The organism is Bradyrhizobium sp. USDA 3262, assembly GCF_054060035.1.
Genome location: NZ_JBSSCT010000001.1, coordinates 3,845,417 through 3,870,108 on the forward strand (window position 1 = coordinate 3,845,417; position 24,692 = coordinate 3,870,108).

The 24,692-nt window shown below is 64.8% G+C and carries 20 protein-coding genes; 11 read left to right on the forward strand and 9 right to left on the reverse strand.

Annotated elements, in window-relative coordinates:
• Nucleotides 1–46: 46 nt before the first annotated feature.
• From ACVWYP_RS17660 to ACVWYP_RS17695, 8 genes are all read left to right on the forward strand, one after another.
• The gene (locus ACVWYP_RS17660) at nucleotides 47–1,276 is read left to right on the forward strand and encodes a CaiB/BaiF CoA transferase family protein (RefSeq protein ID WP_304499209.1); all 1,230 of its coding nucleotides are present in this window, start codon (nucleotides 47–49) and stop codon (nucleotides 1,274–1,276) included.
• Between the two features lie 306 nt (nucleotides 1,277–1,582).
• The gene (locus ACVWYP_RS17665) at nucleotides 1,583–3,058 is read left to right on the forward strand and encodes an ABC transporter substrate-binding protein (protein ID WP_304499210.1); all 1,476 of its coding nucleotides are present in this window, start codon (nucleotides 1,583–1,585) and stop codon (nucleotides 3,056–3,058) included.
• A 6-nt stretch (nucleotides 3,059–3,064) separates the two neighbouring features.
• Nucleotides 3,065–4,015 carry an ABC transporter permease gene (locus tag ACVWYP_RS17670; RefSeq protein WP_016846520.1) on the forward strand — a complete coding sequence of 317 codons (951 nt, stop codon included), beginning with the start codon at nucleotides 3,065–3,067 and terminating at the stop codon, nucleotides 4,013–4,015.
• On the forward strand, nucleotides 4,002–4,874 hold the full coding sequence (locus tag ACVWYP_RS17675) for an ABC transporter permease (protein WP_283063028.1): 873 nt from the start codon (nucleotides 4,002–4,004) through the stop codon (nucleotides 4,872–4,874). Before ACVWYP_RS17670 ends, ACVWYP_RS17675 begins: the two co-directional genes overlap by 14 nt.
• Nucleotides 4,871–5,857 carry an ABC transporter ATP-binding protein gene (locus ACVWYP_RS17680; RefSeq protein WP_304499211.1) on the forward strand — a complete coding sequence of 329 codons (987 nt, stop codon included), beginning with the start codon at nucleotides 4,871–4,873 and terminating at the stop codon, nucleotides 5,855–5,857. Before ACVWYP_RS17675 ends, ACVWYP_RS17680 begins: the two co-directional genes overlap by 4 nt.
• Complete coding sequence (locus ACVWYP_RS17685) at nucleotides 5,854–6,822, forward strand: ABC transporter ATP-binding protein (RefSeq protein ID WP_304499212.1); 969 nt, start codon at nucleotides 5,854–5,856, stop codon at nucleotides 6,820–6,822. Before ACVWYP_RS17680 ends, ACVWYP_RS17685 begins: the two co-directional genes overlap by 4 nt.
• A gap of 84 nt (nucleotides 6,823–6,906) precedes the next feature.
• Nucleotides 6,907–7,977 carry an alcohol dehydrogenase gene (locus ACVWYP_RS17690; RefSeq protein WP_028334327.1) on the forward strand — a complete coding sequence of 357 codons (1,071 nt, stop codon included), beginning with the start codon at nucleotides 6,907–6,909 and terminating at the stop codon, nucleotides 7,975–7,977.
• Between the two features lie 113 nt (nucleotides 7,978–8,090).
• Entirely contained in the window at nucleotides 8,091–9,173 is a 1,083-nt protein-coding gene (locus ACVWYP_RS17695; protein WP_304499213.1) for an isocitrate/isopropylmalate dehydrogenase family protein, read from the forward strand.
• Nucleotides 9,174–9,225: 52 nt separating this feature from the next.
• Here ACVWYP_RS17695 and ACVWYP_RS17700 read toward each other — a convergent pair whose 3' ends face one another.
• Genes ACVWYP_RS17700 through ACVWYP_RS17715 form a run of 4 tightly spaced genes read right to left on the reverse strand, consistent with a single transcriptional unit; the run spans nucleotide 9,226 to nucleotide 13,501 of the window.
• Nucleotides 9,226–10,473, reverse strand: a complete 1,248-nt coding sequence (locus ACVWYP_RS17700; RefSeq protein WP_304499214.1) for a hypothetical protein — start codon at nucleotides 10,471–10,473, stop codon at nucleotides 9,226–9,228.
• 10 nt (nucleotides 10,474–10,483) lie between these two features.
• Complete coding sequence (locus ACVWYP_RS17705; protein WP_304499215.1) at nucleotides 10,484–10,801, reverse strand: acyl carrier protein; 318 nt, start codon at nucleotides 10,799–10,801, stop codon at nucleotides 10,484–10,486.
• Complete coding sequence (locus tag ACVWYP_RS17710) at nucleotides 10,798–12,405, reverse strand: amino acid adenylation domain-containing protein (protein ID WP_453946110.1); 1,608 nt, start codon at nucleotides 12,403–12,405, stop codon at nucleotides 10,798–10,800. Before ACVWYP_RS17710 ends, ACVWYP_RS17705 begins: the two co-directional genes overlap by 4 nt.
• Before the next feature lie 19 nt (nucleotides 12,406–12,424).
• Nucleotides 12,425–13,501: an LLM class flavin-dependent oxidoreductase gene (locus tag ACVWYP_RS17715; protein ID WP_304499217.1), complete on the reverse strand. Its 1,077-nt coding sequence runs from the start codon at nucleotides 13,499–13,501 to the stop codon at nucleotides 12,425–12,427.
• A gap of 249 nt (nucleotides 13,502–13,750) precedes the next feature.
• Here ACVWYP_RS17715 and ACVWYP_RS17720 point away from each other — a divergent pair, with 249 nt between their 5' ends.
• On the forward strand, nucleotides 13,751–15,517 hold the full coding sequence (locus ACVWYP_RS17720; protein WP_304499218.1) for a carbamoyltransferase family protein: 1,767 nt from the start codon (nucleotides 13,751–13,753) through the stop codon (nucleotides 15,515–15,517).
• Between the two features lie 113 nt (nucleotides 15,518–15,630).
• Here the strand turns inward: ACVWYP_RS17720 and ACVWYP_RS17725 are convergent, their stop codons facing one another.
• From ACVWYP_RS17725 to ACVWYP_RS17745, 5 genes are all read right to left on the reverse strand, one after another.
• Entirely contained in the window at nucleotides 15,631–15,951 is a 321-nt protein-coding gene (locus ACVWYP_RS17725) for a hypothetical protein (RefSeq protein ID WP_304499219.1), read from the reverse strand.
• A gap of 520 nt (nucleotides 15,952–16,471) precedes the next feature.
• Nucleotides 16,472–16,867 (reverse strand): helix-turn-helix domain-containing protein, encoded by a 396-nt coding sequence (locus ACVWYP_RS17730; RefSeq protein ID WP_016844123.1) that lies wholly within the window; start codon nucleotides 16,865–16,867, stop codon nucleotides 16,472–16,474.
• A 675-nt stretch (nucleotides 16,868–17,542) separates the two neighbouring features.
• Nucleotides 17,543–18,862, reverse strand: coding sequence for a dicarboxylate/amino acid:cation symporter (locus ACVWYP_RS17735; protein ID WP_304499220.1), 1,320 nt, complete (start codon nucleotides 18,860–18,862; stop codon nucleotides 17,543–17,545).
• Between the two features lie 87 nt (nucleotides 18,863–18,949).
• Nucleotides 18,950–20,458, reverse strand: a complete 1,509-nt coding sequence (locus ACVWYP_RS17740; protein WP_304499221.1) for a sensor histidine kinase — start codon at nucleotides 20,456–20,458, stop codon at nucleotides 18,950–18,952.
• A 183-nt stretch (nucleotides 20,459–20,641) separates the two neighbouring features.
• Nucleotides 20,642–21,916 carry a serine hydrolase domain-containing protein gene (locus ACVWYP_RS17745; RefSeq protein WP_304499222.1) on the reverse strand — a complete coding sequence of 425 codons (1,275 nt, stop codon included), beginning with the start codon at nucleotides 21,914–21,916 and terminating at the stop codon, nucleotides 20,642–20,644.
• Nucleotides 21,917–22,084: 168 nt separating this feature from the next.
• On the opposite strand from ACVWYP_RS17745, the gene ACVWYP_RS17750 reads away from it, so the two are divergent.
• On the forward strand, nucleotides 22,085–22,999 hold the full coding sequence (locus tag ACVWYP_RS17750) for an intradiol ring-cleavage dioxygenase (protein ID WP_304499223.1): 915 nt from the start codon (nucleotides 22,085–22,087) through the stop codon (nucleotides 22,997–22,999).
• 345 nt (nucleotides 23,000–23,344) lie between these two features.
• Nucleotides 23,345–24,655 carry a CmpA/NrtA family ABC transporter substrate-binding protein gene (locus ACVWYP_RS17755; RefSeq protein ID WP_304499224.1) on the forward strand — a complete coding sequence of 437 codons (1,311 nt, stop codon included), beginning with the start codon at nucleotides 23,345–23,347 and terminating at the stop codon, nucleotides 24,653–24,655.
• The last annotated feature ends 37 nt before the right edge of the window (nucleotides 24,656–24,692 follow it).

The window sequence follows — 24,692 nt, forward strand, 5'->3', positions numbered from 1 at the left end:
CCTGCCAGGGCGGCTCACTTTAGGGTCACGCGACGCCGAACAACCAATGACGAAGGTGGAGGAAGCCTTGCCGACGACCATAGCCGCTGACGATGAGGGGAATTTGACACGGAGCTTCGACGGCCTTCGCGTGCTCGATTTTTCAACCACGATCGCCGGACCTCATTGCACGCGGATGCTCGCCGACATGGGCGCGGAGGTGATCAAGATCGAGCCCACTGAGGGCGAGACGATGCGGACGCGGCCGCCGGTGCGCAACAATTGCTCGACTGCGTTCGGCCAGCTCAATATCGGCAAGAACAGTCTGGTGCTCGACCTGAAGTCGGCGGCCGGCGTCGAAGCCGTGCGCCGGCTGATCGCCACCGCCGACGTGCTGGTGGAGAATTTCCGTCCCGGCGTGATGCGGCGGCTGAAGCTCGATTACGCCTCGGTCCGCGACATCAATCCGAAGCTGATCTTTTGCTCGATCTCCGGCTACGGCCAGACCGGCCCGTCGGCGGAATTGCCGGCCTATGCGCCGGTGATTCATGCCGCCTCGGGTTACGAGATGGCGCATCTCGCCTATCAGCCGGGACGCAGCCGGCCGGACTATTGCGGCATCTATCACGCCGATGTGCTGACCGGCGTTTACGCCTTCGGTGCGATCTCGGCGGCGCTCTACCAGCGCGCCGCCGGCGGAAAGGGCCAGCACATCGATGTCTCGATGCTGGAATCGATGCTGAGCCTGACCCTGAACGAGTTGCAATGGTCGCAATTCGAGGTGAAGCAAACCCAGCGCCCGATGTTCGGCCCGATCGAAACCACCGACGGCTACGTGATGGTGGCGATCGCCAGCGAGAAGACGTTCCAGAACCTGATGCAGGTGATCGGCCGTCCCGATTGGGTGTCCGATCCGCGCTTCGCCAAATATGCCGATCGGCGGGACAACTGGGCGGGCCTGATGGAGGGCGTCGAGGCGTGGTCGCGCTCGGTCAGCACGCAGGCCTGCCTTGCCGCGCTCAATGAATATGGCGTGCCGTCATCGGCCTATCGCACCGTGCGCGAGGCGCTTGCCGATCCGCAAATCGCCCATCGCGGCGCGCTGGCCGAGGTTGCTGACGGCGGCGGCAGCTTCAAGGTGCTCAATCTGCCGTTCCGCATGTCCGGCGCGACGGTCGGTGCGCGCAAGCGGATGTCGACGCTCGGCGAGCACACACTGTCCTATCTGAAGGAGATCGGCCTCTCCGAGGATCAGATCGCAGGCTTCGCAGCGCAACCGGCGAAGACGGGTGCGTAGTTAGAGCATGATCCGGACCCGGAGGGCCGTGTTCGCGTAAAGTGGGTGCCGGTTTTCCGAAAGATCATGCTCAAACAAGTAGATCAGATCACGATGCGAGCTCACGAGATCGCATCGTGATCGCCCTGCGGCTTTTCATCCGTATTACGGTCTTGTCGCGCGCGGCGATTCCGGACAATCTGCCGCCCAACAGACGACGATCCGGAACACCGGACGTCGCCCACCTGGGAGGGAGCATTGATGAAGCTGGTCGGGCGCGCGCGCGCAGTTGCGCGCATATTTCTTGTGGCGGGATTAGGTGCAGCGATGTCAGCTGCACCGGCCCATGCGCAGAAGCAGGGCGGCACGCTCACCGTCGGCCAGGAACTGGACATTCCGGGCTTCGACCCGCTCAAGGTCGGCGTCTACGACACGTCGGCCAACACCGCCGCGGCCGCGATCTTCGACACGCTGACGACGCTCGACGACAAGGGCGAGCCGAAGCCGAAGCTCGCGCTGTCGTGGACGCATTCCGACGACTTCAAGACCTGGACCATCAAGCTGCGGCCCGGCGTGAAATTCCACGACGGCACGCCGTTCAATGCGCAGGCGGTGAAGGAGAACTTCGACCGCCAGAAGGACCCGGCCAACAAGTGCCGCTGCGCCTTCTACATCACGAGCATCATCAGTGTGCAGGCGGTCGATGACCTCACGGTGGTCTACAATTTCAGCGACCCGTCGGTGAACTTTCCGGCGACCCAGTCGATCCAGAGCTCCAACAACGTCATGCAGTCGCCGACCGCATGGAAGACCAAGGGCGACGACTACAACCGCAACCCGGTCGGCACCGGACCCTACATCCTGAAATCCTGGACCGCCGGCGACCGCATGCTGCTGGAGAGGAATCCGGACTACTGGGACAAGGGCAAGCCCTATCTCGATCGCATCATCTTGAAGCCGCTGCCGGATGCGCAGTCGCGCTTTGCCTCGCTGCAATCGGGCGAGGCCGACATCATCTGGGACGACGAGGCCGACGCCGACAACATTATCAAGGCGCGCAAGGACACCAGTCTCACCGTGCATACCTATCAAGGCTCGGGGGCTGCAGTCGCGGCCTTCAACACCAAGGTCCCGCCGTTCGACGACGTGCGCGTGCGCCAGGCACTGGTGATGGCGCTCGACCGCACGAAGATGTCGCAAGCGATCACCAATGGCCTGGCGCGACCGGCCAGCAATCCCTATGGCGACGGCTCCTGGGTGAAGTGCAAGGATGACGGCGCGTTGCCCTACGATGTCGAAAAGGCCAAGGCGTTGATCAAGGATTACGGCAAGCCGGTCGAGTTCAAGATGTTGGTCACGGCGACGCCGCGCGGCCGCACCGGTGGTCAGGTGTTGCAGCAATTCTGGAAGCGCATCGGAGCCAATATGGAGATCGAGCAGGTCGATCAGGCGACCATTCCGCCGCGCGCCTTCATGCGCCAGTTCCAGCTGACGCCGTGGCGCATCGTCGATCTCGCCGATCCGGATCCGCAGATGTACGCCAATTTCCACACCGGCAGCCCGGTGGCGCTGGCGAACTACTCCAATCCGGAGCTGGACCGGCTGCTGGAGCATGCGCGGACCACCGCCGACGTTGCCCAGCGTACCGAGGATTACTGCGCGATCAGCCGACTGATCAACAAGGAGGCGATCTGGTTCTGGACCTTCCAGAACACCTACTACGCGATCTCGAGCGCGAAGGTGAAGGGCGTGCCGAAGATGTTCAACGGGGTGCTCGACGTCTCCTACGCCTGGAAGGAATAGCCTTTCATGCTGTTCTTCGTCGCGCGCAGGCTCCTGTACCTTGTACCGGTGCTGATCGCGGTCTCGGTGCTGACCTTCGTGATCGCCTCGCTGTTGCCTGGCGATCTGGCCTACGTGATCCTCGGCGACCAGGCGACGCCCGAGAACGTCGCGGCGCTGCGTCACGACATGGGGCTCGATCAGCCGATCTGGCTGCGCTATCTCGGCTGGCTGTGGCACATCCTGCAGGGTGATTTCGGACGGTCCTTCCGCACCGGGCAGACCGTATTGCAGGCGGTCAGCGAACGCGTCCCGATCTCGTTCGAGTTGATGATCCTGGCCGAGCTGATCGGGCTTGCGATCGGCGTGCCGCTCGCGATCGCCTGCGCGGCCAAGGCGGGCAGCGCGTTCGACCGCTTCATGACCGGCTCGGCGTTCGGCATGCTGTCGGTGCCGACCTTCCTGTCCGCGATCCTCTTGATCTATCTGTTTGCGGTCGAGCTGCGCCTGCTGCCGGCGACCGGCTATGTGCCGTTCACCGAGGACCCGGTCGCCAATCTGCGCTTCATGGTGCTTCCGGCGTTGACCCTCGGGCTTGCGGAATGGCCGGGCATCATGCGCGTGCTGCGCTCCGACATGATCGCAGCGCTGCAGGAGGACTATATCGCGCTCGCCAAGGCGAAGGGCCTCAAGCCGTCGCGCATCCTGTTCGTGCACGCGCTGAAGCCGTCGTCGCTGACGCTCGTCACCATCACCGGCATCAATATCGGCCGCCTGATCGGCGGCGCCGTCATCGTCGAGTCGATCTTCGCCTTGCCGGGGATCGGCCGCCTCCTGGTCGGCGCGATCTATACCCGCGATCTGATCATTCTGCAGGGCGTGGTGCTGCTGGTTGCCGCGGGCTTCGTGATCATGAACTTCGTCGTCGACATGCTCTACGCCCTTCTCGACCCGAGGATCCGCCATGGCCACGCTTGAGCTCAGCCTCGAAGAAGAGGCCGGCGCGACGCCGGCCCGGCGCCGCCGAGGGCTCGGCATGCTGTTCTGGATCGCGATCGGCTGGATGGCGCTGGTGTTCGCGGTCGCGATCTTTGCCGACCTGCTGCCGCTGCCGAGCCCGACCGACATGGACATGCTGGAGCGGCGGGCGCCGATCTCGGCCGAGCATTGGCTCGGCACCGACGGTCTCGGCCGTGACGAGCTGTCGCGGCTGATCTATGGCGCGCGCATCTCGCTGATCGTCGGCCTCTGCGCACCGATGATCGGTGTCACCATCGGCGGCGCGCTCGGCATGCTCGCGGGCTATTTCCGCGGCCGGTTCGAATCCTTCGTGGTCGGCAGCATGGACGTGCTGCTGGCGTTCCCGCCGCTGATCCTGGCGCTTGCGGTCACCGCCTATCTCGGCCAGTCGATCTTCAATCTGACCTGCATCCTCGGCGTGCTCGGCATTCCCGCCTTCATGCGGGTGGCGCGGGCGGCGACCCTGTCGCTGGCGCGGCGCGAATTCGTCATCGCGGCGCAGGCGCTCGGCGCCACGCATGCGCGCATCCTGCTGCGCGAGCTGCTGCCCAATGTGATGCTGCCGCTGCTTGCCTTCTTTCTGCTTGGCGTCGCCGTCACCATCGTGGTCGAGGGGTCGCTGTCGTTCCTCGGCCTCGGCGTGCCGCCGCCGATCTCGAGCTGGGGCAGCATGATCGGGGAGGGCCGTGAAAGCCTCGAGGTGGCGCCGCGGCTCGCCTTCATTCCGGCGATCGCGATGTTCCTGACCGTGCTTTCGTTCAACCTGATCGGCGATACGATGCGCGCGCTGACCGATCCCAGGCAGGGGGCGCTATGAGCCGCACGTTGCTCTCGGTCGAGAATGCGGTGGTCGACCTGCCGACGCCGCGCGGCAATCTGCGGGCGGTCGATCATGTCGATCTCGCCGTCGGCGCCGGCAGGACGCTCGGCATCGTCGGCGAGTCCGGATGCGGCAAGACCATGCTGTCGCGCGCGATCCTGCAGCTGCTGCCCAAGAAGGCGAAACTGTCCGGCCGCGTGATGTTCGACGGGCAGGATCTGACGAAACTGCCGGCGGAGAAATTGCGCAAGCTGCGCGGTCGCTCGCTCGCGGTCGTGTTCCAGGACCCGATGACCTCGCTCAATCCGGTGCTGACCATCGGCACCCAGCTGATCGAGACCATTGTGGAACATCTCGAACTCGATCTGGGCCAGGCCCGGCAGCGCAGCATCGAACTGTTGGCGGCGGTCGGCATTCCCGCGCCCGAGCAGCGCCTGGCGCAATATCCGCACCAGCTCTCCGGCGGCATGCGCCAGCGCGTCGCGATCGCGGTGGCGCTGTCGTGCGAGCCGCAGCTCCTGATCGCGGACGAGCCGACCACCGCGCTCGACGTCACGATCCAGGCGCAGATCCTCGATCTCTTGGCGCGCGAGCAGCAGCGCCGTCACATGGCGATGATCATCATCACACATGACCTCGGCGTGGTCGCCGGCCGCACCGACGAGGTCGCGGTGATGTATGCCGGGCGCGTCGTCGAACGCGCGCCGACATCGGCATTGTTCAAGCAGATGCGGATGCCCTACACCGAGGCGCTGCTTGCGGCGCTGCCGAAGCTCGACGTCGCGCCGCATACGCCGCTGCCGGCGATTTCGGGACGGCCGCCCGATCCGACCCGGCCGCTCAAGGGTTGCTCGTTCTCGCCGCGCTGCCGCTACTCCGCGGAGCGCTGCGGCACGGAGAAGCCGCAGCTCAGCCGGGCGGAGACGCCGGAGCATCTCTACGCCTGCTTCCATCCGATCACCGCGGGGGTCGGCGCATGATGCTGCAGGCCGCACCCGATCCGCTGATGAAGGTGGAAAACCTCGTCGTCGAATATTCGGTGGGAGGCAAGACCATCCATGCCGTCTCCGATGTCAGTCTCGAGATCGCGCGCGGCGAGACGCTGGGGCTGGTCGGCGAATCCGGCTGCGGCAAGTCCACGCTCGGCCGCGCCGTGCTGCAACTGCGCCAGGCCGTCTCCGGCAAGGTGCTGTTCGACGGGCACGATCTCACCGCCCTGAAGGGCGAGGCGCTGCGCAAGATGCGCCGGCGCGTCCAGCTGATCTTCCAGGACCCGATCGCTTCGCTCAATCCGCGGCGGCGGATCGGCGACATCGTCGCCGAGCCGCTGGTGATCGCGGGCGTCAAGGATCCCGAGGAACGCCGGCGGCGCGTCAGCGACGTGTTGTCGGCGGTCGGCCTCGATCCGGCGCTGGTGGGCGGGCGCCTGCCGCATGAATTCTCCGGCGGACAATGCCAGCGCATCTGCATCGCCCGCTCGCTGGTGCTCAATCCGGAATTCGTGATCTGCGACGAGCCGGTGTCCGCGCTCGACGTTTCAATTCGTGCCCAGATCCTCAATCTGCTGGAGGAGATGAAGGCGCGCTACGGCCTGACCCTGCTGTTCATCGCCCACGACCTCGCCGTGGTGAAGGCGGTCTCAGATCGCGTCGCGGTGATGTATCTCGGCCGGCTCTGCGAGGTCGGTCCGTCGGAGCAGTTGTTTGCACGGCCGGCGCATCCCTATACCGCGCTGCTGATCGAGGCGATCCCGGTGCCGGATCCGGATGTCCGCCCGACCCAAAGCGTGCCGGTCGGCGAGCCGCCGTCGCCGATCGCGCCTCCCTCCGGCTGCCGCTTCCGCACCCGCTGCCCGCGGGCCGATGCGCGCTGCGCCAGCGAGGTGCCGGAACTGCGCGTGGTTGCCCCGGGCCAGTTCGCGGCTTGCCATCATCCCCTGATCTAAATATCCGGAGGCCGACACCGCGTTTGTCCCGGACGGGCAGGCGTGGCAAGGTCCGCCGCAAGAACAAGCTACGGGAGAACAGCGATGAAGAGTTTCCAGGTCGTCGATTTCAACGCCCCCTTGAAGGAGGTCGATCAGCCGACGCCGCAGCCGTCGGGCACGCAGGTGCTGATCAAGGTCAAGGCCGCCGGCGTCTGCCACAGCGATCTGCATATCTGGGAGGGCGGCTATGATCTCGGCCACGGCCGCAAGCCGCTGTCGCTGAAGGATCGCGGCGTCTCGCTGCCGCGCACGATGGGCCATGAGACGGTCGGCGAGATCGTTGCCTTCGGGCCCGACGTCAAGGACGCCGACAAGGGCGGCCTCAAGGTCGGCGATGTCGCGCTGGCCTATCCCTGGCTCGGCTGCGGCAAATGCCCGACCTGCCTCGGCGGCGACGAGAACATGTGCGCGATCAAGCCGAATGCGCTCGGCGTCTATTGCGACGGCGGCTACGCCGATCACATGACGGTGCCGCATCCGAAGTATCTGCTGAACCTCAAGGGGCTCGATCCCGTCACGGCCGCGCCCTATGCCTGCTCCGGCGTCACGACCTACAGCGCGCTGAAGAAGGTCGAGAAGGATCTCGACACGCCGATCGTGATCTTCGGCGCCGGCGGTCTTGGCCTGATGGCGCTCTCGCTGTTGAAGGCGATGGGCGGCAAGGGTGCGATCGTGGTCGATATCGACGCCAGGAAGCGCGAGGCGGCCGAAGCCGCCGGCGCGCTCGCGACCGTCGACGGCAAGGCGCCCGACGCGCTGGAACAGCTCGTCAAGAAGGCCGGCCAGCCGATCCGTGCCGCGATCGACCTGGTCGGCAACGCCCAGACCTCGCAGCTCGGCTTCGACTGCCTGACCAAGGGCGGCAAGCTCGTGATCGTCGGCCTGTTCGGCGGCGGCGCGCCCTGGGCGTTGCCGCTGATCCCGATCAAGGCGGTCACCATCCAGGGCAGCTATGTCGGCAATCTGCGCGAGACCCAGGAACTGCTCGACCTGGTGCGGACCAAGAAGATTCCGGCGATCCCGGTCACGCCGATGCCGCTGGCAAAGGCGAACGAGGCGCTGACCAATCTGCAGAAGGGTCAGCTGGTCGGCCGCGCGGTGCTGACGCCGTAGATCGAGTCGCCGTCATTCCGGGATGGTGCGTCAGCACCAGACCCGGAATCTCGAGATTCCGGGTTCGATGCTCCGCATCGCCCCGGAATGACTGTTGTGTTCCGGAGAATCCCATGTCCGCCAACGACGCACTCCACATCGCCGTCCTCGGTGGCGACGGCATCGGCCCCGAGGTGATGGCGCCGGCGCTCGACGTGCTGCGCAAGATCGAGGCGTCGGCCGGTCTCAGATTCCGCTTCACCGAGGCGCCGGCCGGCGCGGGCCATTACAGGGAAACCGGCAAGTCGATGCCGGAGAGCACGATCCGGCTGTGCGAGGAGGCCGATGCGATCCTGCTCGGAGCCTGCGGCCTGCCGTCGGTGCGCTACCCCGACAACACCGAGATCGCGCCGCAGATCGAATTGCGCATGATCTTCGATCTCTATGCCGGCGTGCGGCCCGCGCGATTGATCCCCGGCGTATCGAGCACGATCGTCGGCGCCGACCGGAGGGGCATCGACCTCGTCGTGATCCGGGAATCGACCGAGGGCCTGTTCGCCTCGATGGGCAAGGGCGTCGTCACCGACAGCGAGGCGCGCGAGACGATGGTGATCACGCGCCACACCTCCGAGCGGCTGTTCGAGTTTTCGTTCCGACTCGCCGAACGCCGCAAGGCGCGCGGCAAGGTCAATGGCGGGCTGACCTGCGTCGACAAGGCGAACGTGTTCAAGGCGTTCGCATTCTTCCGGAACATCTTCGACGAGACTGCGAAGCGTCATCCCGACGTCAGGGCCGACCACCTCTACATCGATGCGACCGCGGCTGCGCTGGTGAAGCGTCCGTGGGACTTCGACGTCATGGTGACCGAGAACATGTTCGGCGACATCCTGTCCGATCTCACCGCCGGTCTGATCGGCGGCATGGGCATGGCGCCGTCGGCCGACATCGGCGACCGCTACGCGGTGTTTCAGCCGTGTCATGGCACGGCGCCCGACATCATGGGGCAGGGCAAGGCCAATCCGACTGCGATGATCTTGTCGGCCGCGATGATGCTGGACTGGCTCGCCGACAAGCATGGACTCGAAAGCGCCGCCGAAGCCGGAGAGCGGATCGAGCGCGCGGTCGACAAGGTCTACGCCGACGGCATCAAGCCGTTTGAGTTCGGCGGCAGCAACGGCACGACCGATGTCGCGAAGGCGGTGCTGGCGGCGCTTTGACGGTGACGAGACCGAGCCCGCCTCGTTCCGCCACGCCGGCCGACCGGAGTCGTCACGGCAGCAGCGTTGCGTCGCCGTCGAACGGGCCGGCGTACCAGGCGTTCTCGTCTTCGAGGGCGCGGGCCAAGGCCTCATCCGTTGTCTTGTAGATGAGCGGATCGGTCGGGTACGTCCTGACGTAAGGTTTCCATCTCATCAGGATCTGCCTGATATGTCCGGGCAGGCCAACCACCTCGAAGAGATGACCGCCCGAAGCGACCGCGTTCGCATAGGCCGCATCGAGCAGCGCCTCGGTCACATCAGGGTCGTCCTGCTCCACCAGGATGTCGGCGAGCATCGACCGTCGCAAACCGGTTTCGCGGTCGATCGCATGCAGCACGACGGCATACCCCGCCAAGCGCTGGAATCGATGGCAGCAGAGCACGGCAACCGTCGAACAGCTCCCCGGCAGCGTGAAGTGCCACCTGAGAGAGGCGGGACTTCGATCCGCCAGCAACCGAGGGACCTCGCCCAATTTGCGCCGCCACAGCGCTTCGAATTCATCCCCGATGTCGTTCACCTCGATTTCGGTTATTTTGCTGATCGGGAGGCCCCGTGGCCCGCGATACAGCGTATCCAGCCGCAGGGCCGACGAGGCAAGGAAGGCTCCAACGGCCTCCATTCCGCGCCCGAGGCCGAACTTCGCCGCGAGCACCCGCGCGAACTGATGCACATCCAGGATCCAGAACAGCACCTTGTCGTAGTCTGCGCGAGGCAACGGCCTCGCATGAAGGGCTTTTGATTGATTGACCACCGATGCGGTCGAGTGCGTGATCACGAAGAGATCAACATCTCGCTGCCGGAAGAACGAAGCCAGCAGCGTGATGCAGCGCGTGCGGTACGCCGGCTCGATCACCAGGCCAGCGGCTGTCGCGGCGATCATCGCTCGGCCTTCGAACTGGTAGAGCATGGGAACGTTTCCCTGGTACCCGACAATCCCGTGCGCGGTCTCCAGCACCCACCCCATGCTGGGCTGCGATTTGGCGGCCGCCATCGCGGGATTTTGCCGCCAGAGCCGATCCCAGTTCTCCAGGCTGTCCTTCGCAAGTCCCCAGCGTTCCTTCAGCCTCGCAACGCTTTCGAAATCTGCGAACTTGACCTCCCGCTGCTTAGCCGGCGCCAACGCGATTCCGGAGAGCGGCGCCGGTTCGGCTTGAGCGGACGCGGGACGCCGCCGGCTTTTCAGGAGCCGGAGCAGGATGTCGGCGGCGTGATATTTGGAGCGCGTCTGAATTTGCGCCGGCGCGCGGGTCCCCGCCATCAATCCCTCCCTAGCCGAATGGCGGCGACGACCCGGTCGACTCGTTTCGCCACCGAGGCTGCGTCAATTGCTCGGACACGAACAGGCACAGGGGGCCGATCAGCGTCATCCGTTCGGGATCGAGATTCTCGAAATCGAGTTCCCTGTTGAAGTGCTCGCCCGCCGCCATCATCATCTCGACGAAGGCCAGTGAATCGAGCGCTCCCGACAGCAGCAGGTCGTAGTCGTCGGGAAGATCGCGCAGCGGACGCTGTCCGCGGTCCTCCAGCTTCCGGTTGAGGAAGGCTCCAAAGAACGAGCGGACGTCGTTCGGGGTCGGACCGTTCATTGACCGTCTCCCAAAACCGCCGGCATGGCCTTGCGGTCGTATTTGCCGTTGGCGTTGCGGGGCAACCGGCTGCGGATGTGCCATCGTCTCGGGACCATGTAGTCCGGCAGTCGGGCGGCGACCGCCTCGCGCAGCCGGTCGAGATCCACCGGCTCTCCTTCGATGAGCACCTCGATGCCGCCGTAGCCGCTCGAAGTGATGGGCCAGCCGATCGCCACGACGCCGTCGACGCCCGAGGCCTCGCGCACCACCGCCTCGACCTCGCCGAGCTCGACCCTGTGCCCGAGGATCTTCACCTGGGAATCCATGCGGCCAAGATGGGTCAGGGGACCGTCGCCGGCGGGCCGGCGCACGCGGTCGCCGGTCCGGTAGAACACGTCCTTCCGTCCGGGCGGGACGACGAAGGCCGCAGCGGTCTTCTCGGGATCCTTCCAGTAGCCGAGCGACATCTGCGGACCGCTCATCAGCAGTTCGCCGTCCGCGCCCGGCGCGACCTCGTTCAGCCACTCGTCGACGACGAGCACGTCCATTCCCGGGAACGGAGCGCCGATCGGCACGATCCCCATCTCCGATTCAGTCGGCGCCCGCTTCGGATCCCACCGGTAGCCGGTGCACGCGATGGTCAGCTCCGTGGGTCCGTAGGCGTTCTCCACGACGCTGTTCGGCGCGGCCATCGCCCAGGCCTCGACGCAGCTGACGGGCAGCGGCTCGCCGCAGAACAGGCTCAGCCTGAGCGAGGGAAACCCTCCCGGCTTCAGGAGGCCGGACTGCTTCATCAGCGCGACCATCGAGGGCACTGAGAACCAGACCGTCAGCCCCTGCTCGCGGATGAACCGCCCCGGATTGATCAGCGTCTTCTGCGAGGGGCAGCACACGCAGGCGCCGCGTTCCCACGCCACGAACATGTCCGAAGCCGACAGGTCGAACGTCATGTCGAACGTCTGCGAGACGACGTCCTGCTCCGTGATGGCGAAGCGCTTCGCGACATGATCGATATAGGAGACGACGTTGCGGTGCGCGACCATCACCCCTTTCGGGACCCCGGTGCTGCCCGACGTGAACAGCAGATAGGCGATCGCGTCCTCGCGCGCGTCCGGCTCGCGCCAACCGGCGTATGCTTCGAGGTCGGCGGCCCCGACGACGGCGTGGCGCGGCCATCGTTTGCGATAGGGGCGCGGATCCTCGAGGCCGGGCGCGATCACGAGCAGCGGTTCGCCGGAACCCTCTAGGAGCGCGTCAATCTGCGGCAGGGAGTCCGCGTCGACGATGATCGAGCGGCACTCCGAACGGACGAACATCGATCTGGTCCGCTCGACTGGGAAGGTGCGGTTCAGCGGCACGTAGCCGTTCCCGGCGAGGAGCGCTCCGAGCACGCCGGCGAAGGCCACCGTGCTGCGATGCGCGAACACGGCGGTCAGGGACGTGCGCGACTCCGTGCGATGGGCCTGGATGCAGGCCGCGATGCGGACGGCGGCCTCGCGAAGCTGCCGATACGACAGCGACGTGCCCTGCGCGACCACGGCAGGACGGTCGGGAAACAGCTGCGCCGCGCGCAGGAAGCCCGTCCACAACCCCCGTCGCGATCCGTCTGTGCGCAGCTCCATCGCACGATCCTCGTCTGGCCTAGCCTCCCAGGCCCTGACGCGCCGGATCGCGAAGCGCTGATGACTTCAGACGCCGGGCCTTCGTCAGCGCCAGTCCGAAGACCTCGCCCGTATGGATCAGTTCCTCGCGGGTGGGCGGGATGTCGAGGATGAACGTCCCGTAGCCGGCCGCGGCGTAGCGCGCGAGTTCGTCGGAGACGACTCTATAATTGCCAACAAGGTACGGGCAGAAGGTCTTGTAGTTTTCGAACGGCACAAGCCAATAGGGCGTGTCCTGGGTGACGGCCGTCTGGGCCGCAAGGTCGGACATCTGCTTGTGCCACGCCGAATCCGAGACCTTCATGGCGAGCTTGTGCGCCAGTTGCCCCTTCTTGTCGGTCGGGAAGCGCTCGTGCGCGACCCGCCAGGCCTCCTCGGCGCTCGGGCGGGCGATGACGCCGACGCGCACGCCCGAACCCGTGCAGTCGGCGGTATCAGCCGGTCCGTACTCTGCGGCCGGCTTGGGATATCTCACCGGCGTCGCCCCCAGCGCCTTGGCGGCCGCGAGCCCCGCTTCCGAGGAGCCCGACACGAACACGCCGGGCAGCAGCTCCGGCGGCAGTGGCGGCGTCATCCTGAGATTCCGGACGGCATTGAATTGCCCTTCGAGGGTCACCGGCTCGGCGTTCTCCAGCAGCCGCTTGATGATGCCGGTGTACTCGATGAGCCTGGCGTAGCGCTTGTCGTGCGCCGTCGTGTCGCCGAGCGCCGTCAGCTCTGTCGTGTAGCCACCTGCGACCATGTTCAGATAGAGCCGCCGTCCGTACATATGCGCGAGCGAACTCACCATCTTGGCGACGCTGTAGGGATGCATGTAGACCGGCTGTACCGCCACCAGCGGACAGAGCTCCTTGGTGCTCTGCAGAATGATCTGCGAGACGAGCCAGGGATCGACCAAGGAATTCTCCGTGTAGACGAGGATCCCCTTGCAGCCTGCCTCTTCGCTCCAGCGGGCGACGGCCTGCACCTGTTCGACATAGTCCGCCGCCGCGACCGCGCTGGATTGCGGGCACGTACTGAAGACTTCGAATCGAATATCGGAAAACGCGTCCATCATCGACCTCCATCCAAAAAGGCGTCGGAACGCCGTGGCTTGGTGGAGAGAGCTGCGTCATATTGTAGCAGATGCGTTCGCGAAGTCCCCCGACGCAAAGGAGGTACTCCGTCAAACGATCGGAACGGATGGCCGGCCGACTATTCCGGGGCGGCACTTTTGCGGAACTTGATTTCCCCGGTCCCTCTGCAACGATGCCGCGGAACATGCTCGAAATTTCCCTGCGCGTGATACGTCCAGGGGGTGTTGAAGATGGCGAAAGTAATCGGCATCAGCGGATTCGAGAACTCGATCCCCTTCAAGAAGAAGCACTGGCCGGGCCTCGAGGAACGCGAATACCGGATTTCCCAAGGTCACGATTCGGCAGCAGTGCTGGTGGTCGACGGCAGGATCGTCGCCGGTGCCGCCGAAGAGCGCTTCAGCCGCAAGAAACATACCGGCGACTTTCCGATCGGCGCTGTCAGCTATTGCCTTGAGACCGCCGGCCTGAAGCCAGCCGATATCGACGCGATCTCCCACGGCTTCGACTATGCGCCCTACAAAGCCGCTTTCATGCTGGATCCGATCTCCGCCCAGCAATACAGGGAGGTCTTCTCGCGTGAAAAACTGCTCTCGCAAGTGGACGAGCACCTGAGCGGATTTCCCGCCAGCAAGGTCCACCACGTCAACCATCATCTGTCCCACGCCGCCAGCGCATACTACACCTCCGGCTGGGACGAATGCCTGGTGGTGATCCTCGACGGCATGGGCGAGGTCCACGCCGTCACCGTTTATCACGCGCACGACAACGAGATCGACAAGCTCGCGGAAATCACCGCACAGGATTCGATCGGCATTCTCTATTCCACCCTGACGCTGCATCTCGGCTTCGATTTCAATTCCGACGAATACAAGATCATGGGCCTCGCTCCCTACGGCGATCCCGCCCGCCACGGTGCTTTCTTCGAGCGGACCGTGGAACTGCGCGACGACGGCCTGATCAGGATTCCTCTGCTCCGTCTCAATACCGAGCGCCACGATCGCGAAACCTACGGCGCGACGCGACGCCATCTCGGCGAACACCTGATCCCGGCCCGCGCGCCCGACGGCGACGTCACCGATGCCCATCGCGACGTCGCCGCGGCGCTGCAGGAATGCCTCGACAGGGTCATGCTCCACATCTGCGGCCATTTCGGCCGCAGCACCGGCCTGCGGAGGCTTGCGATGGCGGGCGGCGTCGCGCTCAACTGCACCGCCAACGGCCGCCTGCTGCAGTCCGGCCTGTTCGACGAGATCTACGTTCAGCCGGCCGCCGGCGACGACGGCTCAGCGCTCGGCGCCGCGCTCTGGTCGGCATCGCGCGACCGCGGCGTGGAGAACGTCCGGATGCCGGTTCCCTTCCTCGGCCCCGCACATTCGCAGAGTGAGATCGACAGGGCACTCGCGGACACCGCCGGCCGCATAGAGATCACGCGCTTTCCGGATCTGGAGGAGACCTGCGCGGTGGCGGCCAGGCTGATTGCGGCCGGACGCGTGCTCGGCTGGTACCGCGGACGCATGGAATTCGGCCCCCGCGCACTGGGACACCGCAGCATCCTGGCCGATCCCGGTCATCCGGAGATGCGTCACCGCATCAACGCGATGGTCAAGATGCGCGAAGCCTTCCGCCCGTTCGCGCCGGCGGTCAGCCTCGAGCAGGTCCACCACTGGTTCGAAGTGCCGAAGGGTTTCGAGCTTCCCTACATGATCATGACCGCCGACGTGCGCCCCGAGCATCGCGCTGTGCTGCCCGCGATCACCCATGTCAACGGCTCGGCCCGCGTGCAGACGGTCGACGTCAGGGACAATCCGGAATTCCATGCGCTGCTGCGGGCCGTCGGCCGGGCGACCGGCCGCGAAATGGTGCTGAACACGAGCTTCAACGTGAAGGGGCAGCCGATCGTCAATACCCCGCGCGAAGCCATTGACACCTTCCTCGGCACCGGCATCGAGTATCTCTTCCTCGAGAACGCGCTCGTCCGCCGGGCAGGACAGGGGTAGCCGGCGCTGACCGCACGTCGACGGCGAAGGCGCCTTGCGCTTGTCGCGCGGGAAAGCCGCTTCGCACTTTGAGCGCAAAAAAGGTGAGGGGGCCGAAGCCCCCTCGCTGATGATTAGCGATGGTGTCCGCCGTGATGTCCACCGCCGTGATGGCCACCGTGATGAGGGCGGTGCCCGTAATGATGCGGGCGATGGTGGAAGTGCGGACGATGATGCCATCCGTGATGGCGCGGTCCGTAGTAGCCGTATGCGCCCGGCCGCCAATAGCAGCGGCCCCAGCGATCGCAGACCTGGCGCACCTTGTCGACATTGGACGTTTCGCCCGCGATGTGACTGGCTTGCGGAAGCCCGTTGGGCATCGCGGATGCCGCGCCGGACATCAACGCTGCGCTTCCAAGCGCGGCGAGTCCAATAACGGCAAGCTTGATATTCATCGAGATCTCCTTGGTTGAAGCCTGAAAACGTTCATGCGGGCCACTTCGTTGCTGCGACAAAAAAGACAGGCTCTTGCATTCGGTTCTGGCGGCGCCGGTTCAACTGAGGAAATGCGGGAGTTATGAGGTCGCCCGATGTGCGGGCGACAATTGGCCGCGCGACAGAATAGCGACGCATTGCGCGCGCATGCGCTGCGCGAGATGGGAGTCGGAGCGCGAGTTGGAAAAGCGCGGCGCGCATGTGCGGCGATCTGCGCGCATGCTCACGTGGAGCGATGAGATCATGACGCGATACTCGTCGCTGCTTCATGACCGCGCATCCGGCGCGGGGACTGAAGCTATCCGCCTGGATCACAAAATCTTGAAAGACAGAAGCGCCTCAAGAAAAAGCGCTGCCATCGGCGATGGCAGCGCTTCGACATCTTCTCGGCCCGACCGGCATGTGCGGCCGCAGCGGCCGGCGGACCGGCCGTTGCGGTGTGGTGGGATCGCGTTCGCGGCGCCGCGACCCGATCCGCGCTCAGTCTTCGTTGGCGGCGATCGATTCCATCAGCGACACCAGCTGACGCTGCACCGTCTGATCCTTGATCTTGCTGTAGGCGCGCAGCAACCGGAGGCTGAACGCGCTGTCGAGGAACAGCAGGCTCTCGACTTCGCGGGCCTTGTTGTCGCCGTCGTAGAAGAAGGTGACCGGCACATCCAGCGCCGTCGCGATCTGCTGAAGGCGGGCAGCGCCGACACGGTTGACGCCCTTCTCGTACTTTTGAACCTGCTGGAAGCTGACGCCAAGCTTGTCGCCGAGTTCGGCCTGCGAGATCTTTTGCTCGACACGGCGCAGGCGAATCCGCTTGCCCAACTCAATGTCCGGCTTGCCGGCACTGCGCTGCTTCATCTTCTTTGCTGCTGATCTGTTCATTCTTGTGACCCGTCCTTCAAATCGAGAATCCCTGGCCCGGCTGGGTCAGGGACACGTTCATGATGTACCGCGTTAAGCTCGAGTGGATCGCCAGTTCGTCGGAACCACGAAATCCAGGAAGATCGCGGGATGGTATCCAACCGCAAAAGCGCATTGGAAACACCCTAGTACCAACTCGGTCGACTACCTGAAGTCGACCGCGCCAAGGTGTCTGTCGACACCCCGCCCTCTACATTTGGCAAAATATTGACCAAACCACAACTAGCGCGAGTTTGATCGACACAGATTTTGCGCACATGCATAATAGGCGTCAACGCACAGCGCCCGTAGTTCTACGGGCCACCATATTGTACGGGCGTCGTTGGGTGGATGCAACCCCAGCTAGTGCAGCCTGAGGTCGAGAAGTGGCCGGCGAGTGCTTGACTGAATCATCCGATTTGCAAGAGTTTGACGTAAGTCCAAGTCAGGCTTTCGGAATGTTGCTGGACAATTGCCCAAAAGTTCTCAATCATCTGGAACAAATGTGTGCCTACGACAAGCCGGCGAACTCTGGCGGGAGGGGCCAATGAAGCGAAAGAGGGGAAGGCCTCGACTCTACCTCGCGGCTTCGGGAGTTGAAAGTAAGTCAGCGCCCCGCGCCACGCGCGGGACGCTGCTCGCTTTGGGACGCGCGGCTCAGCCCGCAGTCACGTCAACCGCCTCGGCGCCTTCGAGCACGCGACGGGCCTTGTCGCGGTCGAGGTCACCTTCCCATGCCGCGACCACGACGGTAGCGACGCAGTTACCGATCAGATTGCCGACGGCGCGCGCCATGCCGATGAACCAGTCGACCGAAAGCACCAGCACGAGGCCGATCGCCGGGATGCTCGGCACGGCGTTGAGCGTCGCCGCCAGGATGACGATCGCCGAGCCGGGCACGCCATGCGCACCCTTCGAGGTGATCAGCGACACGCCGAGCACCAGCATCAGGTCGCCGAACGACAGCGGCGTGTTGGTCGCCTGCGCGATGAAGACGACCGCAAGCGTCAGGTAGATCGAGAAGGCATCGAGGTTGAAGGAATAGCCGGTCGGAATCACGAGGCCGACCACCGAATCCTTGACGCCGAAACGCTCCAGCTTGCGCATCACCTGCGGCAGCACCGCGTCGGACGATGCCGTGGCGACCACGATCATCAGCTCCTCGCGCAGGTAGCCGAGGAACTTGAGGATGTTGATGCCGGCGAGCGCCATCACGGCGCCGAGCACGCCGAGCACGAAGATCGCGACCGACACGTAGAACAGCGCGACCAGCGATAGCAGCTGCTTCAGCGAACCGACGCCGTATTTGCCGACCGTATAGGCGACGGCGCCGAGCACGCCGATCGGCGCGAAGCGCACGATCAGGCCCATGGCGCGGAACAGCACGGTCGAGACCGCGTCGATGAAGGAGGAGATCTTCTCGCCCTTCTCGCCGCCGACCAGCGCCAGGCTGACGCCGAAGATGATCGCGAAGAACAACACCTGCAGCACGTCGTTGCGCGACAGCGCGTCGAACGAGGTGGTCGGGATGATGTTGAGCAGGAAGCTGCCGATGCCTTCGCCCTTCAGCTTCTGTGCGTTGCTGGCATAGTTGCCGAGCGCCTTGGCATCCAGCGTCGAGGTGTCGATGTTCATGCCGTGGCCGGGGCCGAACAGATAGGCGAGCAGCAGGCCGACCACGAGCGCGACCGTCGTCATCGCCTCGAAATAGACCAGCGCCTTGACGCCGACCCGGCCGACCTTCTTGAGGTCGCCGGCACCCGCAATGCCGTGCACGACGACGCAGAACACGATCGGCGCCACGATCATCGAGATCAGCTTCAGGAAGGCATCGCTGAAGATCTTCAACCCGATCGCGAAATCGGGCGCGGCCATGCCGATGACGATGCCGAGCAGCAGCGCGACAAGCACCTGCACGAACAGTGATGTGTAAAGCGGCTTGCGTGCAACTGTCGCTTCCGCTGCGATGGTCGACATGACTTCCCCCTGGTTCTGGCCGGCCGAACCCGCCCATCGTAGCAACTTGCGTGCCAAGATGTCGCAGGATCGGCCACTCCTGCCCAGTCAGCCGTCGATTTCGAGGGCGCTGGTCACGGTGTAGACGACGCCGTGGGGCAGGAAATCCACGGTGGCCTCGCCGCCGAGCTGGTCGCGGGCGCTGCGCTCGATCAGGCGGGAGCCGAAGCCGCGCTGGACCGGCGCGGTGACCTGTGGGCCGCCGGTCTCGGTCCAGATCATCCGCAGCTTCGGTCCGGGGCTCTCGTTGAGGATCTCCCAGTCCAGCGTCACCGTGCCAGTGTCGTTGGACAGCGCGCCATATTTGGCGGCGTTGGTCGCCATCTCGTGCAGGATCATCGACAGCACCAAGGCAAGCCGGGGCGACAGCGGCACGCGGGGTCCGAACATCCTGACCCGCTCGGACGTGTTCAAGAGATAGGGCCGCAGCACGCGGCTGACCACGTCCTGGAAGTCGGAGCCCTGCCATTTGTCGGTCGAGAGCAGATTATGCGCCTCGGCCAGCGCGCCGAGCCGCCCCTCGAACTTGTCGCGCTCGGTGCGGCTTGCGCTGCGGAAGGTCTGCGTGGCGATCGATTGCAGGATCGCCAGCGTGTTCTTGACGCGGTGGTTGAGCTCTTCGATCAGAAGGTCGTGCAGCATCTCGCCGCGCGCGATCGTGGTCGCCATCCGCACCGCAAAGCCGAGCCCGACCAGCAGCAGGACGCCGCCGATCACGCTGGTGATCGCCAGCGAGCGCCACAGCGGCGCCACCAGCGAGTTCTCGGCGATCCCGGCGGCAACGGTCCAGCCGGTGAGGCGCGACCGGGTGAAACCCGTGATCAGCGCCACGCCTTCCAGCGAGACCGTCGGCAGCGTCGCCTCGCTCTGGCGGAACATCTCGGCAAACAGCGACGGCGAGGCGCGCTGGCCGATGGTCGCCTGCGGGTTCGGCACGCGCGCCAGGTTGACGCCGTCGCTGTCGAAGATCGAGATGGTCCAGTCCTGGTTGAGGCGCTGCTTCTCGATGATGGCCTGGAACACCTCGATCGGCGGGCTGAAGGAGATGTCGTAAAGTACCTCGCCGTCGCGCATCACCGGCACCTCGACCGTGATGATCAGCCGCTGCTTCACCGCGCCGAAGAACAGGTTGGAGTATTGCGGCTGCCGCGTCATGAACACCTTCTCGAGGATCTCGAGATTGTTGCGTGGCGGCAGGCTCGCGGTGTCCGGCGTCAGCGAGGAGAACACCTGGCGTCCGGCGCGGTCCGCCACCAGCACCACGCCATCCTTGCCGTACTGGTCGATGAAGCCGACCGCGACGCGGCGGAAGTTGTCGAAGTCGCTGTTGCGCAGCGAGTTGGTCAGCGCCAGCACCTGCAGCCCGCCGGTCATGCGCTGCATTTCCGCATCGAGCAGCAGGCGGATGCTGCGCGCCGTCTCCAGCACGCGCTGCGTGGCCGCCTGGCGATCCCGCTGATAATTGTGGAAGACGATCCCGACCGCGAAAATGATCAGCGGCAACATCGTTCCCGCGACCAGAAGCGCGAGACGGACTGGCAATGTCAGTTTCGGCACGATGTCCCCAGGTCGGTGCCCATTGGCTGTGAGCTTAGGGGAAGCGGGAAAAGTCCGCCAAAGGAAACAGTTGGTTATCGGAAAAGTTCCGCGGCGCCCAAATCATGATCCGGAAAAGTGTGAAGCGGTTTTCCGAAAGGATCATGCTCGAACGAGGAGTATGCGCCGCGGAATGACGTCATGTCAGAGATTGCTCTCGGTGATCGCGGCGTAGACCATGGTGCGCAGCTCGCGCCGCAGCGGATAGGCGCTCGACGGCAGCACCTGGGTCATGAAGATCGTGATCAATTCCTCGGCCGGGTCGATGAAGAACGACGTCGTCGCGGCGCCGCCCCAGTTGAATTCGCCCGGGCTGCCGGCGATCAGCGTCTGCGCCGGGTGCATGGTGACGGCGAAGCCGAGGCCGAAGCCGATGCCGTTATAGGCGGCTTCGGCGAACATCGAGCGCGACATCGCCGGCAGGTCGACGCCTCCAGGCAGATGGTTCGAGGTCATCAGCTTCAGCGTCTTCGGGCCGAGCAGCCTGACGCCGCCGAGCTCGCCGCCATTGAGCAGCGCCCGGCAGAAGGTCAGGTAGTCGGCCGCGGTCGAGCACAGTCCGCCGCCGCCCGAGATCAGCGAAGGCGGCGCCAGGAACGAGCTGGTGGTCGGATCGTCCTGCAGCGTCAGCGTGCCCTTGCGCTCGGCGGCGAGCGGGTTGAAGCCGCCCTGCGGATCGGCGGAATAGCAGGCGGCAAACCGATGCGCCTTGTCGGCCGGCACGAAGAAATCCGAGTCGTTCATGCCGAGCGGCTTGAAGATGCGCTCCTTCAGGAATTGCTCGAACGGCACCCCCGAGATCTTGCCGACGAGATAGCCGAGCACGTCGGTCGAGACCGAGTAGTTCCAGGCTTCGCCCGGCGAGAACTCCAGCGGGATCTTCGCCAGGTCCTCGATCATGCCGTCGAGCGTGCCGGCCTTGATGACCTCGCCGATCTTCTTCTCGCGATAGGCCGCGTCGACATTGGAGCGCTGCTGGAAGCCGTAAGTGAGACCCGAGGTGTGGCGCAAGAGGTCGACGATCTGCATCGGCCGCGTCGGTGGGCGGGTCAGGAAGGCGGGCGCGGTGCCGGCGACGAACACGCCGAGGTTCTTCCATTCCGGAATGTACTTTGCGACCGGCTCGTCGAGCGCGACCTTGCCTTCCTCGACCAGCATCATGAAGGCGACCGACGTGATCGGCTTGGTCATCGAATAGATGCGGAAGATGGTGTCGTCCTTGACCGGCACCTTGCGCTCGAGATCGGCAAAGCCCTGCACCGTGGAATGCACGATCTTGCCGCGGCGATAGATCAGGACCTGCGTGCCGGGAAAACGGCCGGCATCGATGTAGCGGCTCTTCAGATGCGCTTCGAGGCGGTTGAGGGCAGCGGTCGACATTCCCGCGGATTCGGGCGAGGCAGGCGTGGGGGCTAGCATCAGGCGTTTCTCCGGCTTGCAAGGCAGCCTTGATAGCCGAAAAGTGTCTGCTGCACCAATCCGCTGCCGCTTACCGGCATTGAGCTGGTGGTGTACGGTCGCCCCTGCAATCGCGCCCCCGAAGGGGCCAAGGTAGACGCCAAGGAACACGTCAAGGAACACGCTGAGATGACCCAGTTCAACGAAACCGAGCTCGCCGCCGCCGTCATCCGCAGCTTCGACCAGACACCCGATCCGCGGGCCAAGTTCCTGCTGCAGGAATTGGTGAAGTCGCTGCACGATTATGTGCGCAGGACCGATCTCACCTTCGAGGAATGGGACCACGCGATCGGCTTCCTGACCCGCACCGGGCAGAAGTGCACCGACATCCGCCAGGAGTTCATCCTGCTGTCCGACGTGCTCGGCGTGTCGATGCTGGTCGATGCGGTCAACCATCGCGATCGCGACGGCGCGACTGAGACCACGGTGCTCGGCCCGTTCTATGTCGGCGAGCACAAGGTGACGCCGCACGGCACCGACATCTCGGCAAGCCTGCCCGGCGAGCGCATGTTCGTGCAGAGCCGCGTCACCGACCTCGACGGCAAGCCGCTGGCCAATGTGCCGGTCGATATCTGGCACGCGGACGATGACGGATTCTACGACTCGCAGAAGCCGAGCTACGCCACCGAAGGTCCGTCGTCGCGGGCGCGCTTCATCACCGATGCCGACGGCCGCTTCTTCTTCCGCACCATCGTGCCGTGCAGCTATCCGATCCCGACCGACGGCCCGGTCGGGCAGATGATCACGCAGACCAACCGTCACCCGATGCGGCCGGCGCATGTCCACTTCCTGGTCAACGCCAAGGGCTACGAGCCGCTGATCACGCATGTCTTCGTCGAGGGCGACAAATACATCGACTCCGACGTCGTGTTCGGCGTGAAGGATGAATTGATCGCCAAGGTCGAGCGCCGCACCGATCCTGTGATGCCCGATGGCCAGCGCTCCGATGGGCCGTGGAGCCTGATGACCTACGAATTCCACGTGAAGCCCGGTGGCGGAATGGCGCCCGCGCCGCTCGGCACCAAGGTCTCCGAAGACGCCTGATCGGTTTCTGAACGCTTCTGCCCAATTCTTGTGCGCCGCCCAAAGATTGAGCGAATCGCAAACTTTGGCAGCGCGCGGAAAATTCGCGCGCGCTGCGACATGTTGCGCAAGGCTTTGCAACGAAATCCAATTTTGCACTGCGGTAGATTGGCACAAGGCTTGAATAATCATTAGCCGACGCCATTGAAGCCGTCCCTCGAGGCTACCCCATCGGATTTCTGACGCCGCCAGACCGGGGCTTCCCGGTGCACGCCTTTTTGCGCCCTGCGCGCGTCGCCATTCGAAGGACGGCGCTCGACGCACTGACGCAACACCGCAACGCAACGACGCAGCAAAGGACGACCGATGACCAAGCCCACCAACCAGCCTTCAGGCCGCGGCCTCAGCCGCCGTCAGCTTCTGAAGGCAACCAGCGGCGCCGCCGCGCTGCTTGCCGCGGCCAAGCTGAACTTTCCCGCTGGTGCATTCGCGCAGGGCGCGGGTCCGGAAGTGAAGGGCGCCAAGCTCGGCTTCATCGCGCTGACCGATGCCTCGCCGCTGTTCGTCGCCAAGGAGAAGGGCATCTTCGCCAAATATGGCATGCCCGATGTCGAGGTGCAGAAGCAGGCCTCGTGGGGCACCACGCGCGACAATCTCGTGCTCGGCTCCGAGGGCAGCGGCATCGACGGCGCGCATATCCTGACCCCGATGCCGTATCTGATCTCGGCCGGCAAGGTGACGCAGAACAATCAGCCGACGCCGATGTACATCATGGCGCGGCTCAACCTGAACGGCCAGTGCATCTCGGTCGCCAAGGAATATGCCGATCTCAAGATCGGCATCGACACCGCGCCGTTCAAGGCGGCGCTGGAGAAGAAGAAGGCTTCCGGCAAGGCGGTGAAGGCCGCGATGACCTTCCCCGGCGGCACGCACGACCTCTGGATCCGCTACTGGCTCGCCGCCGGCGGCATTGATCCCGACAAGGACATCGAGACCATCGTGGTGCCGCCGCCGCAGATGGTGGCCAACATGAAGGTCGGCACGATGGACTGCTTCTGCGTCTGCGAGCCGTGGAATCTGCAGTTGATCCATCAGGACATCGGCTATACCGCGATCACCACCGGCGAGCTCTGGGACAAGCATCCGGAGAAATCGTTCGGCCTGCGCGCTGCCTGGGTCGACAAGAATCCGAAGGCCGCGAAGGCGCTGCTGATGGCCGTGATGGAAGCCCAGCAGTGGTGCGAGAAGGCGGAGAACCGCGAGGAGACCGCGGCGATCTGCGCCAAGCGGCAGTGGATCAACTGCCCGGTCGAGGACATCACCGACCGCATGAAGGGCAAGTTCGACTACGGCACCGGCCGCGTGGTCGAGAATTCGCCGCAGCAGATGCGGTTCTGGAGCGACAAAGCCTCCTATCCGTATCAGAGCCACGACCTCTGGTTCCTGACCGAGGACATCCGCTGGGGCAAGTACGAGGCGGGCTTCGACACCAAGGCGCTGATCGCCAAGGTGAACCGCGAGGATCTCTGGAAGGAGGCCGCCAAGGAGCTTGGCGTCTCGGACATTCCGGCTTCGACCTCGCGCGGCAAGGAAACCTTCTTCGACGGCAAGGTGTTCGATCCTGCCGACCCCGCCGCGTATTTGAAGTCGTTGTCCATCAAGCGTGTTGACGTCTGATTTGAGCGAGCCGCGCGTGCAGCGCGGCTCTCCCTTT